This is a genomic window from Arthrobacter sp. 05L421 (genome assembly GCF_056397785.1).
On the sequence record NZ_JBFTOC010000002.1, the window covers coordinates 1 to 15,919 of the forward strand.

At 67.0% G+C, this 15,919-nt stretch carries 16 protein-coding genes and 1 pseudogene; 16 read left to right on the forward strand and 1 reads right to left on the reverse strand.

Translation table 11 applies throughout. The features are described 5' to 3' along the window. Positions 1–471: pseudogene (locus AC1DKQ_RS02940) on the forward strand (HNH endonuclease signature motif containing protein); the annotation flags it as partial. Between the two features lie 193 nt (positions 472–664). Here AC1DKQ_RS02940 and AC1DKQ_RS02945 read toward each other — a convergent pair. After that, positions 665–1,312, reverse strand: a complete 648-nt coding sequence (locus tag AC1DKQ_RS02945; protein WP_476918178.1) for an acVLRF1 family peptidyl-tRNA hydrolase — start codon at positions 1,310–1,312, stop codon at positions 665–667. Between the two features lie 72 nt (positions 1,313–1,384). Between AC1DKQ_RS02945 and AC1DKQ_RS02950 the strand changes: the two genes are divergently transcribed. The 15 genes from AC1DKQ_RS02950 (at position 1,385) to nusB (ending at position 15,904) form a co-directional block, all read left to right on the forward strand. Further along, positions 1,385–2,869 carry a replication-associated recombination protein A gene (locus tag AC1DKQ_RS02950; protein ID WP_476918179.1) on the forward strand — a complete coding sequence of 495 codons (1,485 nt, stop codon included), beginning with the start codon at positions 1,385–1,387 and terminating at the stop codon, positions 2,867–2,869. 243 nt (positions 2,870–3,112) lie between these two features. Beyond that, complete coding sequence (locus AC1DKQ_RS02955; protein WP_476884706.1) at positions 3,113–3,511, forward strand: cupin domain-containing protein; 399 nt, start codon at positions 3,113–3,115, stop codon at positions 3,509–3,511. A gap of 200 nt (positions 3,512–3,711) precedes the next feature. Continuing rightward, positions 3,712–4,338, forward strand: coding sequence for a 30S ribosomal protein S4 (gene rpsD, locus AC1DKQ_RS02960; protein ID WP_018773157.1), 627 nt, complete (start codon positions 3,712–3,714; stop codon positions 4,336–4,338). 179 nt (positions 4,339–4,517) lie between these two features. Further along, positions 4,518–4,892: a DUF948 domain-containing protein gene (locus AC1DKQ_RS02965; protein WP_377984720.1), complete on the forward strand. Its 375-nt coding sequence runs from the start codon at positions 4,518–4,520 to the stop codon at positions 4,890–4,892. 20 nt (positions 4,893–4,912) lie between these two features. Then, positions 4,913–5,179 (forward strand): DUF6167 family protein, encoded by a 267-nt coding sequence (locus tag AC1DKQ_RS02970; RefSeq protein WP_476884704.1) that lies wholly within the window; start codon positions 4,913–4,915, stop codon positions 5,177–5,179. Positions 5,180–5,351: 172 nt separating this feature from the next. Further along, complete coding sequence (alaS, locus tag AC1DKQ_RS02975) at positions 5,352–8,030, forward strand: alanine--tRNA ligase (RefSeq protein WP_476884703.1); 2,679 nt, start codon at positions 5,352–5,354, stop codon at positions 8,028–8,030. Between the two features lie 10 nt (positions 8,031–8,040). Continuing rightward, a complete protein-coding gene (ruvX, locus tag AC1DKQ_RS02980; protein ID WP_476918180.1) occupies positions 8,041–8,625 on the forward strand; it encodes a Holliday junction resolvase RuvX in 585 nt (194 codons plus the stop codon). Beyond that, positions 8,622–10,442, forward strand: a complete 1,821-nt coding sequence (mltG, locus tag AC1DKQ_RS02985) for an endolytic transglycosylase MltG (protein ID WP_476884701.1) — start codon at positions 8,622–8,624, stop codon at positions 10,440–10,442. Before ruvX ends, mltG begins: the two co-directional genes overlap by 4 nt. Continuing rightward, positions 10,439–11,332: a shikimate dehydrogenase gene (locus tag AC1DKQ_RS02990; protein WP_476918181.1), complete on the forward strand. Its 894-nt coding sequence runs from the start codon at positions 10,439–10,441 to the stop codon at positions 11,330–11,332. The genes mltG and AC1DKQ_RS02990 overlap by 4 nt, the downstream gene beginning before the upstream one ends. A 26-nt stretch (positions 11,333–11,358) precedes the next feature. Beyond that, the gene (gene aroC, locus AC1DKQ_RS02995) at positions 11,359–12,558 is read left to right on the forward strand and encodes a chorismate synthase (protein ID WP_476918182.1); all 1,200 of its coding nucleotides are present in this window, start codon (positions 11,359–11,361) and stop codon (positions 12,556–12,558) included. Further along, entirely contained in the window at positions 12,558–13,166 is a 609-nt protein-coding gene (locus AC1DKQ_RS03000) for a shikimate kinase (protein WP_476918183.1), read from the forward strand. Before aroC ends, AC1DKQ_RS03000 begins: the two co-directional genes overlap by 1 nt. Beyond that, the gene (gene aroB, locus AC1DKQ_RS03005; protein ID WP_476884698.1) at positions 13,166–14,257 is read left to right on the forward strand and encodes a 3-dehydroquinate synthase; all 1,092 of its coding nucleotides are present in this window, start codon (positions 13,166–13,168) and stop codon (positions 14,255–14,257) included. The genes AC1DKQ_RS03000 and aroB overlap by 1 nt, the downstream gene beginning before the upstream one ends. Further along, positions 14,257–14,775, forward strand: coding sequence for a tetratricopeptide repeat protein (locus AC1DKQ_RS03010; RefSeq protein WP_476918184.1), 519 nt, complete (start codon positions 14,257–14,259; stop codon positions 14,773–14,775). Before aroB ends, AC1DKQ_RS03010 begins: the two co-directional genes overlap by 1 nt. A gap of 155 nt (positions 14,776–14,930) precedes the next feature. After that, on the forward strand, positions 14,931–15,494 hold the full coding sequence (efp, locus tag AC1DKQ_RS03015; RefSeq protein ID WP_476884696.1) for an elongation factor P: 564 nt from the start codon (positions 14,931–14,933) through the stop codon (positions 15,492–15,494). Continuing rightward, complete coding sequence (nusB, locus tag AC1DKQ_RS03020) at positions 15,494–15,904, forward strand: transcription antitermination factor NusB (protein ID WP_091251831.1); 411 nt, start codon at positions 15,494–15,496, stop codon at positions 15,902–15,904. Before efp ends, nusB begins: the two co-directional genes overlap by 1 nt. The last annotated feature ends 15 nt before the right edge of the window (positions 15,905–15,919 follow it).

Consider the following 15,919-nt stretch of genomic DNA (forward strand, 5'->3'; position numbering starts at 1 on the left):
GGCACCACCGGCATCTCCAACCTCGGCCAGCCCTGCCCCAAACACCACCGCCTCAAACACGGCTCCGCCTGGACACCGGCCGGGGCCAGCAAGGACAGCCCGCCGGGCTGGACCTCACCGTCCGGACGGCACTACCCCAGCGAACACCAGGACTGGGAACCACCCGAATGGCCCGACCACATCCTCAGCACGGACACAGAAACAGACACCGGACCGGACCACGGCCTGCCCGCGGATCCCGGACCTCAACCGCTGCCGGCGCACACCGGGCACCCCGAGTCGGAAACGGGCCCGGAAACCTATCAGGATTCCGGCCCGGATCCCGAACCGGAACTGCCCCCGGACCCCTTCCCGGACTGGCACCAATTCACAGCCGCGCACCCACTGCCCGCCGCGGACACGGACGATCCCGGCTGGCCAGAACCCCTCGACGACCCCTACCCGGAAAGCTTCCAGTTCCAATCTGCCTGATCGGCTGGTAGCGGGCCGTTCCAGCGCGGATATCCCAAGCAGCCTGAGATACCTGAGCAGATTCTTGCGGCTGGCTGCTGCACCGCCCGTAAGCTGGCTGCTGCACCGCCCGTAAGCTGGCTGCTGCACCGCCCGTAAGCTGGCTGCTGTACCGCCCGTAACACGTAGCGTTGTCGCCGTTGTGTTTGGCGCCCTACACCGGCGGATCGGTCACTAGGATCCGCACCGAGCACAGCTCCGCGGCGGCTTTCTTAAGGACCGCGGCACGTGGATCCGGGACGTCCAGAAACGCGAGCCGGGTCAGGCCGGCGTAGCGTTTTAGCACCGGCTCGGCGAGCACCAGATCCGCCAGCGTCCGGTCGCCGCCCGGCGCCAAATATTCGACCCGGTGCTCTGCGAAGATCCTTCCAGCGTGCTCGGCGACAGCTTCCACGAGGGCGTCCGCCTGGTTGGCTCGCCGCCGGGCGAAGCGCTGCTGGGACCACCCGCCGGCAGCCGTCCGGGACTGGACGTGGCGCGTGCCAGTCTTGGACGCCAGCACGGCGCCCGCGCTGACCACAGCCACCGAATATCCGCCGCGCCGGACCAGCACGGCACCGACGCTCCGGGGCTGCCCGGCCAGGGAGGCCAGCCGGGAGAGGGCGTCGTGGCCGCTCCCGGGCCGGCCGTCCACGGGCCAGGGCGCCCGGAGCACGGCCATGGCGCCATCCGGGGCGCGCAGCTGCAGGCCAGCGTCGAGCTCCTCCACCACCAGGTCGCCGTGGCTCGCGGCGAAACGGTCCACCCAGCCCGGCAGCCGGTCGCCGGAGACGAAGGCCACTCGGGTCTCGGGGCTGGACATGGCAGGCTCTCCGTTGCAGGGGTGAGAAGTGATGATGGCAGGGCGGGCAGGAACTAGAAGTAGCCTATCTATGTGGATGATCTATTTGGCGCAGGGCGGGACGACGCCGACGGAAGCGACGACCCCGGCGCAGACGGCAACGGCGGCGCCGAGGACTCCGGCCACGCCCGGGGCCAGATCCGGTCAGGCGCCGGGTCAGCCTCGCCGCGGAGCCCGCTCGCCGTCCGGATGCGGCCGCGCACCCTCGATGACGTGGTGGGCCAGCAGCACCTGCTGGGCCAGGGCTCCCCGCTGCGCCAGCTGGCTGCAGGCTCCGACGCGACCGGCCCCGCCGGGCCGAGCTCGGTGATTCTCTGGGGCCCTCCCGGCACCGGCAAGACCACCCTTGCCCACGTCATTGCCAAGGGCCCCGGCCGGAAATTCGTCGAGCTCTCCGCCATCACCGCCGGCGTCAAGGACGTCCGTCGCGTGATGGATGAGGCGCTGACCGCACGCGACCTCTATAAGACCACCACCGTCCTCTTCCTCGACGAGATCCACCGCTTCAACAAGGCCCAGCAGGACGCGCTGCTTCCCGGCGTCGAGAACCGCTGGGTGGTGCTGGTGGCGGCCACCACGGAAAACCCGTCGTTCTCCGTCGTTTCCCCGCTGTTGTCCCGCTCGCTGTTGCTGACCTTGAAACCTCTCACCGACGCCGACGTCGAGGGCCTGTTGCAGCGGGCCGTTTCGGATGTCCGCGGACTGAACGGCAAGGCCGAGCTCAGCGCCGACGCAATGGCGCACCTGGTCCGGCTCTCCGGCGGTGACGCCCGCCGGGCCCTGACGGCCCTTGAAGCCGCGGCTGGCGTCGCCTTCGGAGACGCGGACGACATCGACGCAGTGGAAACCGACACAGCCGCCGGCGCGGGAACGGCGGAGCCTGTCACGATCCAATTGCGTCACACGGAGCGGGCCCTGGATGTCGCCTCCGTCCGCTACGACCGGGCCGGGGACCAGCATTACGACGTCGCCAGCGCGTTCATCAAGTCGATCCGGGGCTCCGACGTCGACGCCGCCCTGCACTATCTCGCCCGGATGCTGGAGGCCGGTGAGGACGCCCGGTTCGTGGCCCGCCGGATCGTAATCTCCGCGGCCGAGGACGTCGGCATGGCAGACCCGACGGCACTGCAGACCGCCGTCGCGGCGGCCCAGGCCGTGCAGCTGATCGGCATGCCGGAAGGCCGAATCATCCTCGCTGAGGCCGTGGTGCACCTGGCCACCGCGCCAAAGTCCAACGCCGCCTACATGGGGATCAACCAGGCAATCGCGGACGTCCGCGCCGGGCTCGGAAACGGCATCCCGGCCCACCTGCGCGATGCCCACTACCCGGGATCAAAACAGTTGGGTCATGGCAAGGGCTACAAATACGCCCACGACGCCCCGCATGCCGTGGCCACCCAGCAGTACCCGCCGGACGACCTCGTCGGGCGCAACTACTACGAGCCCACAGCCAACGGAGCCGAACGCGACATCGCCACCCGCCTCGAACGGCTTCGGAAGATCATCCGCGGCAAATGAACGGCCCCTGACCAGCGGCTGGTCCGCAGCGGCACGCAGCGCGGAATCCGCCGTTGACATAGGGGCCAAGAGGTCTAACGTGGAATTACGTCAGCATTGACCTGCTGACCGTCCGTGCGGCGCAGGGGACAGCGCGATCACATCGCCGGCACTCGCTCTCCGGACCCCGGAACGGCAGTCGGCTTCGCTCCTTCCCAGATCATCCAGCGCAAACGTCCCCGCCCCGTCCCCAGGTAGTGTCCCATGAGTATCAATTTCGTTACAGCCATGGCAGTGAAGTCCTTCGATGTGCCCGATAAGAAGCGGTGCCCGGACAAGGCCGAATTCGACCTCTGCACAGTGAACGACTACTCGGTGACCCGACTGATCCTGGGCCCAGGCTGGCGGTGGTCGGAGAACACCAGGCCCTACGAGCAGACCGACGTGTGCCTGCACCACCATCTCGGTTTTTGCATATCCGGAGAAATGGAAGTCGAAACGGCCGAAGGGCTGCGCTCCACGATCCACGCCAACGACACCTATGCGATTCCGCCGGGCCACGACGAATGGGTAGTGGGACCGAAACCGTTCGTGGCGGTGGAATTCCTGGGTGCCGCGTCCTTCGGGCGCAGCGGTGCACGGGGAGTGCACGCCCGGATCTGACTTTGGTACTGGCTTCGGGCCATGGGCCCATTCATGGTAGGCTGATTCGTTGTCTGGCAAGGCACGGACGCACAATCCATCGAAACTTCGCATTTGATGAGGGTTGCCCTGTGCCCAGTAGCAAAAGGCAGCGGTTGGCCGATGCTCTCCATCGTGGAGGCCAGTAACACTGACACACCGCAGATATTGGAAGGACACAAGTGGCTAACAACACTCGTGCTCGCCGTACCGCACGCCTTTCGCGTGCACTCGGCATCGCTCTGACCCCCAAGGCCGCCAAATACATGGAGCGCCGCCCGTACGGCCCCGGTGAGCATGGCCGTGCCCGCAAGAAGCAGGACTCCGACTACGCCGTACGTCTGCGCGAAAAGCAGCGTCTGCGCGCCCAGTACGGCATCCGCGAAGCCCAGATGACCCGTGCCTTCGAAGAAGCACGTCGCACCAAGGGTCTGACCGGTGAAAACCTGATCGAACTGCTCGAAATGCGTCTCGACGCCCTCGTGCTGCGTGCCGGCTTCGCCCGCACCATCGCCCAGGCCCGCCAGCTGGTTGTGCACCGCCACATCCTCGTTGACGGCATTCGCGTTGACCGCCCGTCTTTCCGCGTCGGCGAGGGCCAGCTGGTTCACGTCCACAGCCGCAGCGAGACCATGCCTCCGTTCCAGGTTGCAGCAGCCGGCGCTCACCGCGACGTCCTGCCGATCGTTCCGGCCTACCTGGACGTCAAGCTTGACGCCCTGCAGGCCCGCCTGGTGCGCCGCCCCAAGCGTTCCGAGATCCCCGTGACCTGCGAAGAGCAGCTCGTCGTGGAATTCTACGCACGCTAGTTTCAAAGGCAACACCTACAAAGAAGCCCGTGGCAAGCGCCGCGGGCTTCTTTGTATGTAAGGTACTTGGGGGAGTTCCCCGGGAGCCGGTTCCGACCGCCGGTTTAAACTGCCGGCAAAATCCGTCGAACCCGACGCAACGAGCAGTTATCCACTGCAGTTCAAGGAGATGAGTGTCTATGTCTGGTGGCGATATTGCCGGCCTGATCGCGGCAGGGGTGTTCGCACTGCTGGTCCTGCTGCTCGCCGTGCCGATCCTGAAACTCGGGGGAGTGTTCGACGAAGTGCGGACATCCATCCGGTCCATCAGCGACGGCGCCACCCCGCTCATGGACGAAGTCACCGCCACGGTGACCACCACCAATGAGCAGCTGAAGAAGGTCGACGGTATCTCCTCCAACGTCTCGGATGCCTCCGCCAACATCTCGGCGCTGTCCTCGCTCATGGCCGCTACTGTCGGCTCACCGCTGATCAAGGTGGCCGCGTTCAGCTACGGCGTGCGCTCCGCCTTCTCCACCCGCAAAAAGCCCGCCACCGGCCGGCGCAGCCGCTAAGCCCTCCAGGAGAACCTGACATGAACAGAATTATCTGGATGGGAATCGGCGTCGCGATCGGCGTCATTGCCTTCCGCAAGGTCACCGAGGCCCAGTCCGCCCTTGGTCCCCAGGGGCTCAACCGTGCCGTGGGACGGCTGGCGGACGGCCTGTACGACTTCGCCGACGCCGTCCGCGAAGGCATGGGAGAGCGGGAAGCCGAACTCCGCTCCGCCCTCGGCATCGACACGGCCTCGGATATCGCTGCAGGCGGCGCCGTTGCCCGCCGGGATGCGGTCCGGCGCTAGCCGGGAGAGAATTAGTAAGTACGGTGCCCGTTAAGGGCGTGCCGGCACGTCGGCACCTCCCAAAGGAGTCCCGGATTGACGGGGCCCGGATCAGCGCCATCTCAGCTTGTCCCGCGCAGCAAAGACGCGGGCCACATAACGCAGTGAATATTGAAGGGTAAGAAATCAGCTCATGAAGTCGCAGGAGATCACCAAGCGCTGGATCGACTTTTTTGTCAGCAAGGGGCACACCGCTGTGCCCTCCGCCTCCCTGGTCTCCAGCGACCCCTCCCTGCTGTTCACCGTGGCCGGCATGGTCCCGTTCATCCCGTACCTGACGGCCCGTGAGGAGGCCCCCTTCAAGCGGGCCACCAGCGTGCAGAAGTGCATCCGGACTGGTGACATCGAGGAAGTGGGCAAGACCGCACGCCACGGCACCTTCTTCCAGATGTGCGGCAACTTCTCCTTTGGCGACTACTTCAAGGAAGACGCCATCAAGTTTGCGTGGGAGCTCCTCACCAGCAGCGTGGACGACGGCGGGTACGGACTGCCGCCGGAGCTGCTGTGGGTGACCGTCTACGAAGAGGACGACGAGGCCGAGCAGCTGTGGCTGAAGAACACCGGCATGCCGGCCGAACGGATCCAGCGGATGGGCAAGTCCGACAACTACTGGTCCACCGGCCAGCCGGGCCCGGCCGGTCCCTGCTCGGAGATCTACTACGACCGCGGCCCGTCCTACGGCGTCGAGGGCGGCCCCATCGCCGACGAAAACCGCTACGTCGAGATCTGGAACCTCGTGTTCATGCAGTACCAGATCGACAACGTCCGCTCCAAGGTGGATTTCGACATCACCGGCGAGCTGCCCATGAAGAACATCGACACGGGCCTCGGCATGGAGCGCCTCGCGATGATTCTCCAGGACGTCGAGAACATGTATGAAACCGACCAGGTCCGTCCCGTGATCGACCGCGCCGCGGCGCTCTCCGGCCGGGAGTACACCTCCGCTGAGTCCGCCGAGGACCCGCACCACACCGACGACGTCCGCATGCGCGTGGTTGCCGACCACATCCGCTCCGCCCTCATGCTGATCGCCGACGGCGTCACCCCCTCCAACGAGGGCCGGGGCTATGTGCTGCGCCGCCTGATCCGCCGCGCCGTGCGTTCCATGCGCCTGCTCGGCGTCGAAAAGGCCTGCCTGCCCGAGCTGCTGCCGGCCTCGCGGGACGCCATGAAGGGCGTCTACCCGATCGTGGAGACCGACTTCGAGCGCATCAGCCGGATTGCCTACGCCGAGGAGAAGGCCTTCCTGCGCACCATCGCGTCGGGCACCGCCCGGCTCGAGGACGCCGTCAAGGAGTCCAAGGCCGCCAACCAGCCGCTCTCCGGCGCCGACGCCTTTGCCCTGCATGACACCTACGGCTTCCCGATCGACCTCACCCTGGAAATGGCCGAGGAAGCCGGGCTGAAAGTCGACGAGCCCGAGTTCCGCAAGCTCATGCTCGAACAGCGCCAGCGCGCCCAGGCCGATGCCAAGGGCAAGAAGGGCTCGCACGCCGATCTCAGCGCGTTCCAGGAACTGCTGTCCGCGGGCGAGACCGTCTTCACCGGCTACACCGAGCTCCAGGGCGAGTCCAAGGTCCGCGGGATCCTGGCCGGCGGCCGGAAGGTCGCCCAGGCCTCCACGGGCGACGAAATCGAACTCGTCCTGGCCGAGACGCCGTTCTACGCCGAGGCCGGCGGCCAGGCGGCCGACACCGGGCTGATCACCGGTGACGGCTTCGTGGTCGAGGTCCTGGACGTTCAGCGCCCCGTCAAGGGCCTCAGCGTGCACAAGGCGATTGTCCGCGAAGGCGAAATCGGGTCCGACTCGCTGGTTCAGGCCGCCGTGGATCGGGAACGCCGCCACGCCGCCGAGCAGGCCCACACGGGCACCCACATCGTGCACGCGGCCCTGCACCAGATCCTGGGCCCGGAGGCCCTGCAGCGCGGCTCCTTCAACAAGGCCGGCTACCTGCGCTTCGACTTCGCCTGGGGCGAGGGCCTGAGCGCCGCCACCCGGTCCGAGATCGAGGAAGTCTCCAACATCGCCATCCGCAACAACTTCCGGGTGGAAACCAAGATCATGGGCCTCGCCGAGGCCAAGGCTCTCGGCGCCATGGCGCTGTTCGGCGAGAACTACGGCAACGAGGTCCGGGTCGTGGAAATCGACGGCGCCTGGTCCCGCGAACTCTGCGGCGGCACCCACGTCGAGAACACCTCCCTGATCGGCAGCCTGTCCCTGCTCGGAGAGCAGTCCGTCGGCTCGGGAAACCGCCGTGTCGAAGCCTTCGTGGGCATGGACGCCTTCCGGCACCTGGCCGCCGAACGGGCCCTGGTCACTGAGCTCACGGAGATGCTGAAGGTTCCCTCCGGGCTGCTCGCGGACCGGATTTCCAGCACGCTGACCAAGCTCAAGACGGCCGAAAAGGAACTCGAGCGGCTGCGCAGGGAGCAGCTCACGGCCGCCGCTGGCCAGCTGGTTGGCACCGCCAAGGACGCCGCCGGCGTCAAGGTCATCGCACACGACGCCGGCCAGGTCAGCGGCGCGGACGACCTTCGCGGCCTGGCCCTGGACCTGCGGACGCGTCTCGGTTCCGAGCCCGCCGCAGTCGCGGTGGCCGGCGTCAGCAACGACCGTCCCGTCATCCTGATCGCCACCAACGAAGCCGCCCGGGCGGCCGGAGTCAAGGCCGGTGCCCTGGTGCGCCTCGCCGCGGGCATCCTCGGCGGCGGCGGTGGCGGCAAGGACGACGTCGCCCAGGGCGGCGGCACGGACGCCGCCAAGGTCGGCGCTGCCCTCAGCGCCGTCGTGGACGCCATTACCCGGCGATAGCGGATCCTACGTGTCTGAAGCTGCTGTGGCCGGCGTCTATCCCCGGGGTGTGAAGCTCGGGGTGGACGTCGGCACCGTCCGCGTGGGCGTGGCCGTCTGCGACCGCGACGGAATTCTCGCGACCCCGCTGCGCACGCTGCAGCGGAACGTGAAAAAGAACACCGACGTGCGCATCCTGGCCGCCCTGGCCGCTGAGCTGGACGCCGTGGAGATTTTCGTGGGACTGCCGCGCACCATGAAGGGCGAAGAGCACGCCTCGGCCAGGATGGCCACAGAGTATGCACAGCTGCTTGCCCGGGCCCTGCAGGGCGCCGGATCCGACGTACCTGTGCGGCTTGTTGACGAGCGGCTCAGCACCGTGACCGCCCACCGCAACCTGCATGAAGCTGGCATGAGCAGCAGAAATCACCGTACAGTTGTTGATCAGGTTGCGGCGGCAGGTATTCTGCAACATGCGATTGATATGCAAAAGGCCAGGGGAACGGAGGTCGGAAACCGCGTGTACGCGGAGTCTGCGCCGGGGCCGACCGGAGGCGGCGCACAGACCGGCCCGGCAGTACAGACGCACTCTTCAGACAATGGAAGGCTACAGTGAGCCCGGTCAACAGTGATGACTCCTCCGGTGACGCCCTTAGTGGTGCCGGCCGACCGCTGACGCGTAAAGAGATCCGGGCCCGGGAAAAGCTTCTGGCGACGCAGGGACACAGCGTGATCCCGCCGCAGGCTTTTGAGACGGGACAAGACGTTCCCACGCCGGCGCCGGAGCGCGAACTGCCGCAGGCCGCCCCGGAACTGCCCGACGCGGCACCGACCGTGCACGAAGACGCCGTACACGAAGAGCCCGTGCACACAGAAGCCGCGCACGACGAACCAGTCCACCCAGAACCAGTCCACGACGAACCAGTCCACCCAGAACCCGTGCACGAAGAGCCGGTTCAGGACGAGCCCGTGCGCCCCGAACCTGTGCACGAAGAGCCGGTTCAGGACGTTCCGGTTGACGTGAAGCCCGTTCGCGAAGACTTCACCCAGATGATCCCCGTCCGTGAAGAGCCCAGCCACGACGACCCCGGCTATAACGTCGCCGGCCACGAGGACGCCGTCTACGCAACGGCCGGCCAGCAGGGCTACGAAGCCCGCCATGGCGGGGCTGCCCCCGGCACCGGACCTCATGACGGTTACGCGCTGCCGCCCCATGAGATGGGACAACACGATGTGGGACAACATGATGAGGCCCACGATGTTTACGACGATTCCGTCGATCACGATGCCCCGGCCCATCCGGAGGCCGAGTACCACGGCGAGTCCGGCCACGAGCTGATGGCCGGAGCGGTCCGCTACAACAAGGTTTCGTCCAAGAAGGTCCGCCGCCGGCGCCGCTTCCTGGCCCTGGTGCTGTCCTTGACAGTTTTCGTCGTCGCAGTCGTTGTCGGCGCGCAGTTCCTCAAGCCCCTTCTGGGCGGGGACAAAATGGCCGATTACCCCGGCCCCGGGACCGGCAACGTGACCATCACGGTCGCTCCCGGTGCCGGGCCGAGGTCCGTGGCCACCGAGCTGGAATCGCAGAAGGTGGTGGCGAACGCGGACACTTTCTTGAAGGAGTTCACCGCTTCCGGCGGTGCCCTGAACCCCGGCACTTTCTCGATGCGCCAGGAAATGAAGAACTCCGATGCCGTCTCTGTCCTGCTCAACGAGGGCCAGGGCAAGGTCATGTACTTTGCGCTCAGCGCCGGGTTGCGGATCAGCGAATCCCTGCAGGCGATTTCGGAGGGCACCGGGATTCCGGTGGCCGATTTGAAGGCGCTCAGCGATGCGCCCGCGCAGTTTGGCGTCCCGAAGAAAGCCAAGAACCTCGAAGGCTACCTGGCGCCGGGGGAGTACCGCTTCCCGTTGGGCTCCTCTGCCAAGGACATTCTGCAGAAGCTCGTCGGCAACACCTTGGATGAACTCAAGGCCCAGGGCGTCACCGATTCCGCGAAACAGTACGACGTCGTGACGGTAGCGAGCATCGTGCAGGCCGAAGGCGGCCAGGCTGAATACGGTGATGTTGCCGGCGCCATCTACAACCGCCTCAAGCCGAACAACACCGAGACGAACGGGCTGATCCAGTCCGATGCCACGGTCACCTATGGCCTGGGCATCCGCAGCTTCCACATCGACGAGGCCCAGAAGGCTGACAAGTCGAATCCGTACAACACCTACGCCAACCAGGGACTGCCTGCCGGGCCCATCGGCTCTCCCGGCAAGACGGCCATCGACGCCGCCGCCAAGCCCAAGTCCAACAGCTACCTCTACTGGGTCACCATCAACCTGGACACCAAGGAGACCAAGTTCTCCAAGACGTTGGCCGAACACAACGGTTACGTGGAGCAGTACAACGCCTGGTGCGCCGCCAACCCGGGACGCTGCGTATGACGCTGCGGGCGGCCGTCCTTGGGCATCCCATCAGCCATTCGAAGTCGCCGGCGCTGCACCGTGCCGCCTACGCCTATCTGGGCCTGGACATCTCCTACTCCGCCATTGACGTGACGGAGTCCGCATTGCCGGATTTCATGCGGCAGGTCAGGGACGAGGCGCGCGCTGACGGTTCCTGGCGCGGCCTCTCGGTCACCATGCCGCTCAAATCGGCCATGGTGGCGGAAGTGGACGAAGTCCGGGGCGTCGGGCGCGCACTCGGCGTGGTCAACACCGTGGCGTTCGAACCCGACGCCGGCAGTGCCGACCAAACCCAGTTGGTCGCTTACAACACCGACGTCGCCGGGATCGTCAACGCACTCCGGCACGCGGGCGCCGCCCCGGCACCCACCGCCGTAATACTTGGTGGCGGCGGAACGGCCGCCGCAGCCATCGCGGCGCTCAAGGAACTGGGGGCACCGTCCGCCGACGTATTCGTGCGCGATCCCAGCCGCGCCGGCGAGGCCCGCGCGGCGTCCGCCGCCTTGGGAGTCCCCGTCCAGGTGCTTCCCCTTGCCGGTGCGGCCGCCGCCGTCGCCGCGGCCGACGTCGTCATCTCCACGCTGCCGCCCCGCGCGGCGGACGGACTTTCCGCGGAACTGGCAGACGCGCTGGCGGCGAAACCGACAGGCGCCCCGGGCGTGCTTTTGGACGTCGCCTATGATCCGTGGCCCAGCCGGATCGCGGCGGTCTGGCAGGAAGCCGGCGGCACGGTGGTCCCGGGACTTGAAATGCTCATCTACCAGGCCGTGGAGCAGGTGCGGCATTTCACCGGACTGGGCGAGGGTCTCCCGGCCGGAGTCATAGATGTGATGTGTGACGCAGTGGGGGCACCCCGACGGGTGTTCTAACCGCCCGACATGGCAGGATGGATTGTATGTTGCGTTGGTTGACTGCCGGAGAATCCCATGGTCCGGCACTGGTCGGAATAATTGAAGGCGTGCCCGCCGGTGTGGAGCTCACCAGCGCCCACATCAGCGAGGCCCTGGCCCGACGGCGGCTCGGTTATGGCCGCGGCGCCCGGATGAAATTCGAGCAGGACGAGGTCACGATCCTCGGCGGAGTCCGCCACGGCCTGACCCAGGGCGGCCCTGTCGCGATCCAGGTCGGCAACACCGAATGGCCCAAGTGGGAACAGATCATGTCTTCCGATCCTGTCGAGCCGGAAATCCTGGCCGACCAGGCCCGGAACGCGCCTCTGACGCGGCCGCGGCCTGGCCACGCTGACTTCACCGGCATGCAGAAATACGGCTTCGACGAGGCCCGCCCGGTCCTCGAGCGCGCCAGCGCCCGCGAAACGGCCACGAGGGTGGCGCTCGGCACGGTCGCCGCAGCGTTCCTCAAGCAGCTCGGGATCGAACTCGTCTCCCACACCGTGTCCATCGCCAGCGTTGCCGTACCGGAAGGCCGGCCGCTGCCGGTCCCGGGCAACGTGATCGCCCTGGACGCCGATCCGCTGCGTTGCTTCGACCGCGAAACCTCGGACGCCATGGTGGCCGAGGTCGACGTCGCGCACAAGGAAGGTGAGACCCTCGGCGGCGTCGTGGAAGTGCTTGTCTACGGGCTCCCGCCGGGACTGGGCAGCTACGTCCACTGGGACCGGCGCCTCGACTCGCGCCTGGCCGCGGCCCTGATGGGCATCCAGGCCATCAAGGGCGTTGAGGTCGGCGACGGCTTCCGTACGGCGGCGCGCCGCGGCTCGGCCGCCCACGACGAGATCGTCAAGGACGCGGACGGCAAGATCATCCGCACGTCCAACCGTGCAGGCGGGATCGAGGGCGGCATGAGCATTGGCGATGTCCTGCGCGTCCGTGCCGCCATGAAGCCGATCGCCACCGTGCCCCGCGCGCTCAAGACGGTCGACGTCAGCACGGGGGAGGCCGCCAAGGCCCACCACCAGCGCTCCGACGTCTGTGCCGTCCCGGCCGCCGGCGTCGTGGCCGAGGCCATGGTGGCCCTCGTAATCGCCGAAGCGGTCACCGAAAAATTCGGCGGTGACTCCGTGCGGGAGACCGCCCGCAACATCAAGGGTTACCTGGACAGCATTCCGGCGTCCCTGGACTCGATCGGCCACTAGTGCCGGCCGGGAACACCGACAGGCGCTCCGCCGCGGCAAGGCACTCCGGCCCGGTGGTCCTGATCGGACCGATGGCCGTGGGCAAGTCGGCGATCGGGCACCAGCTCGCGCAGCACCTGGGCTGCGAGTTCGTGGACACCGACGCGCTCGTGGTGGCCCAGCACGGGACGATCGCCGAGATCTTCGCCAGCCGGGGCGAGCACGCCTTCCGTGAGCTCGAGGCCCGGGCCGTGGCGCAGGCCATCGAAGAAGCGCAGGGGAACTCCACCGTCATTTCGCTCGGCGGCGGGGCTGTCCTTGACTCCGGTACCCAGCAGCTCCTGGGCCGCTGTACCGTTGTGTATCTCGAATGCGACGCCGAGACTGTGGCGGAACGCATTGCCAGAAATTCGGGCCGGCCGCTCCTGGCCGGCGACGCCATGGGCCGGTGGCGGACCTTGTTCGCCACCCGGCAGCCGGTCTACGAACGGCTCGCCGACCTGATCCTCGATGTCCGCAGCGGCAGCGTTCCGGAGCTGGCCCACCGGCTGGAAGATGCGCTGGGGGAGCACGCCGCCGCGAAGACCGCGGCCGTGCCCACTCCGGCGGCGACAAAGGAAGTTGAATAGTGAGCAACGAATCAACCGTCATCAAAGTCACCGGACAAACGCCGGGTGAGAACTACGACGTCGTAGTGGGCCGCGGCCTCCTGGCAAGCCTGCCCGGCCTGCTGGGCGAGCGCGTCAAACGGGTCCTGGTCATCCACCCCCGGGCGCTCCGACTGACCGGGGACACCGTCCGGGAAGAGCTGGCCGCCGCCGGCTTCACCGCGCTGACAGCAGAAATCCCCGACGCCGAAGAGGGCAAGCACATCGAGGTCGCCTCCTTCTGCTGGCAGGTGCTGGGTCAAAACGACTTCACCCGCTCCGACGCCGTCGTCGCCGTCGGCGGTGGCGCCGTGACGGATCTGGCCGGCTTTGTCGCCGCGACCTGGCTGCGCGGCGTCAAGGTCATCCACATGCCCACGAGCCTGCTGGGCATGGTGGACGCCTCGGTCGGCGGCAAGACCGGCATCAACACCGCCGAGGGCAAGAACCTCGTGGGCGCTTTCCACCCGCCCGCCGGTGTCCTCGCGGACCTTGACACGCTGGAGACGCTGCCGAAGAACGAAATCATCTCCGGCATGGCCGAGGTCATCAAATGCGGCTTCATCGCAGACCCCGCCATCCTGGACCTGATCGAAAAGGACCCGTCAGCGGTCATCGATCCCCGCTCGGACCTGCTGCGGGAACTGATCGAACGGGCCATCACCGTCAAGGCCCGGGTGGTCTCCGAGGACCTGAAGGAAACCGGCCAGCGTGAGATCCTGAACTACGGCCACACCCTGGGCCACGCGATCGAACTCGCCGAGCGCTACTCGTGGCGCCACGGTGCCGCCGTCTCCGTGGGCATGATGTTCGCGGCCGAACTCGCCCGCAGCGTGGGCCGGCTCAGCGACGCCGACGCCGACAGGCACCGCAGTATCCTCGAAAGCCTCGGGCTTCCCATCACCTACCGCCGCGACCGCTGGCAGGCCCTCCTTGACGGCATGCGCCGGGACAAGAAGTCCCGCGGTGACCTGCTGCGGTTCGTGGTGCTCGACGGCGTCGGCCGGCCCGGCATCCTCGACGTCCCGGACACGTCACTGCTGTTTGCCGCCTACCAGGAGATTGCCTCCTGATGCACATGGTCAAGGGCGGCACCAGCGAGTGGCCGGACGCGGGACTTGCCGGGATCCGGATCAACCCGCAGACCCTGATGCCCCAGATCGTCAACGACGAGGTCCTGGCCGAGGCGTTGGCGGCCTCTGCAGACCCGGGGGACCTGATCCTCGTCCGGCTCGTCGAAGGGCGCGCTGCCGAGGCCGCCGAGCTCCTGGCCGAGGCCCGCTACAAGGACCCCGGCTCGCTCCGGCTCCGGATCTTCGAGGCGGACGTGCTCCGGGTTTCGAACCGGTTCGACCGGGCGGTCGAAGTGTTCCGCCAGCTCCTCGCCGAGACCCAAGGGACATTGGAGGAGGCGGCCGTCCGCCAGCACCTCGGCAGGTCCTACTTCGCCGGCGGGAACGTTGGCGCCGCCGTCGAATCCTTCGCCAAGGCGCTGGACCTGCGGGTGGCCGGGCACGCCGACGCAGCTCTGATCTACGCCTCGGCAGTGGCGCTGCAGCGCGCGCGGGAAGTGCTGGAACAGCAGTCCTGAGCCCCCGTCAGCCAGCTGTCCGCGCGAACCGGTAGAATAGATCTTGGATTTTTGACAAATACGCGCTGGCGGGCCGCTTGGCATGCCGGCCCGGCATAGAACGTCTGGCCGATAGCACCGGCCCGATGGAACCAGAGAGAAACTAAGAGGATACTGTGGCAACCACTAACGACATCAAGAACGGAACCGTCCTTAAGCTTGAGGGCCAGCTTTGGAACATCATCGAGTTCCAGCACGTCAAGCCCGGCAAGGGTGGCGCGTTCGTGCGCACCAAGATGCGCAACGTGATGTCCGGCAAGGTGGTCGACAAGACCTTCAACGCCGGACTGAAGATTGAGACCGCCACGGTGGACCGCCGCGACTACCAGTACCTGTACCAGGACGGCGCCGACTACGTCTTCATGGACACCTCGGATTTCGACCAGCTCACCGTTTCCGCCGCCACCGTCGGCGACGCCACCAACTTCATGCTCGAGAACCAGATGGTCAACATCGCCATCCACGAGGGCAACCCGCTCTACATCGAGCTGCCCCCCAGCGTCGTCCTCGAGATCACCTACACCGAGCCGGGCCTGCAGGGCGACCGCTCCTCGGCCGGCACCAAGCCCGCCACCCTCGAAACCGGGTACGAGATCCAGGTGCCGCTGTTCGTCGAGAACAACACCAAGGTCAAGGTCGACACCCGCGACGGCAGCTACCTCGGCCGGGTCAACGACTAGTGAGTGCGCGCGGTAAGGCCCGGAACCGGGCTCTCGATGTGCTTTTCGAGGCCGAGCAACGCTCTGCCTCGGCGTTCGACGTGCTGAAGTCCCGCCGCGAGCAGACAGACCAGATCGTCAACCCGTACACCCTCGAAATTGTCGAAGGCGTGGTGTCGCACCAGGCGGCCATCGACGAATTCCTCGAGACCTATTCGCAGGGCTGGACCCTGGAGCGCATGCCCTCCGTGGACCGCATCATCCTGCGGATCGGCACCTGGGAACTGCTCTACAACGACGACGTCCCGGACGGCGTGGCAGTCAGCGAGGCTGTGGCTTTGGCCAAGACGCTCTCCACGGACGAGTCGCCGTCGTTCATCAACGGCCTGCTGGGCCGGCTGCAGCAGCTGAAGCCTTCGCTGCTGGCTTAGGTCCTCAAGGCAATC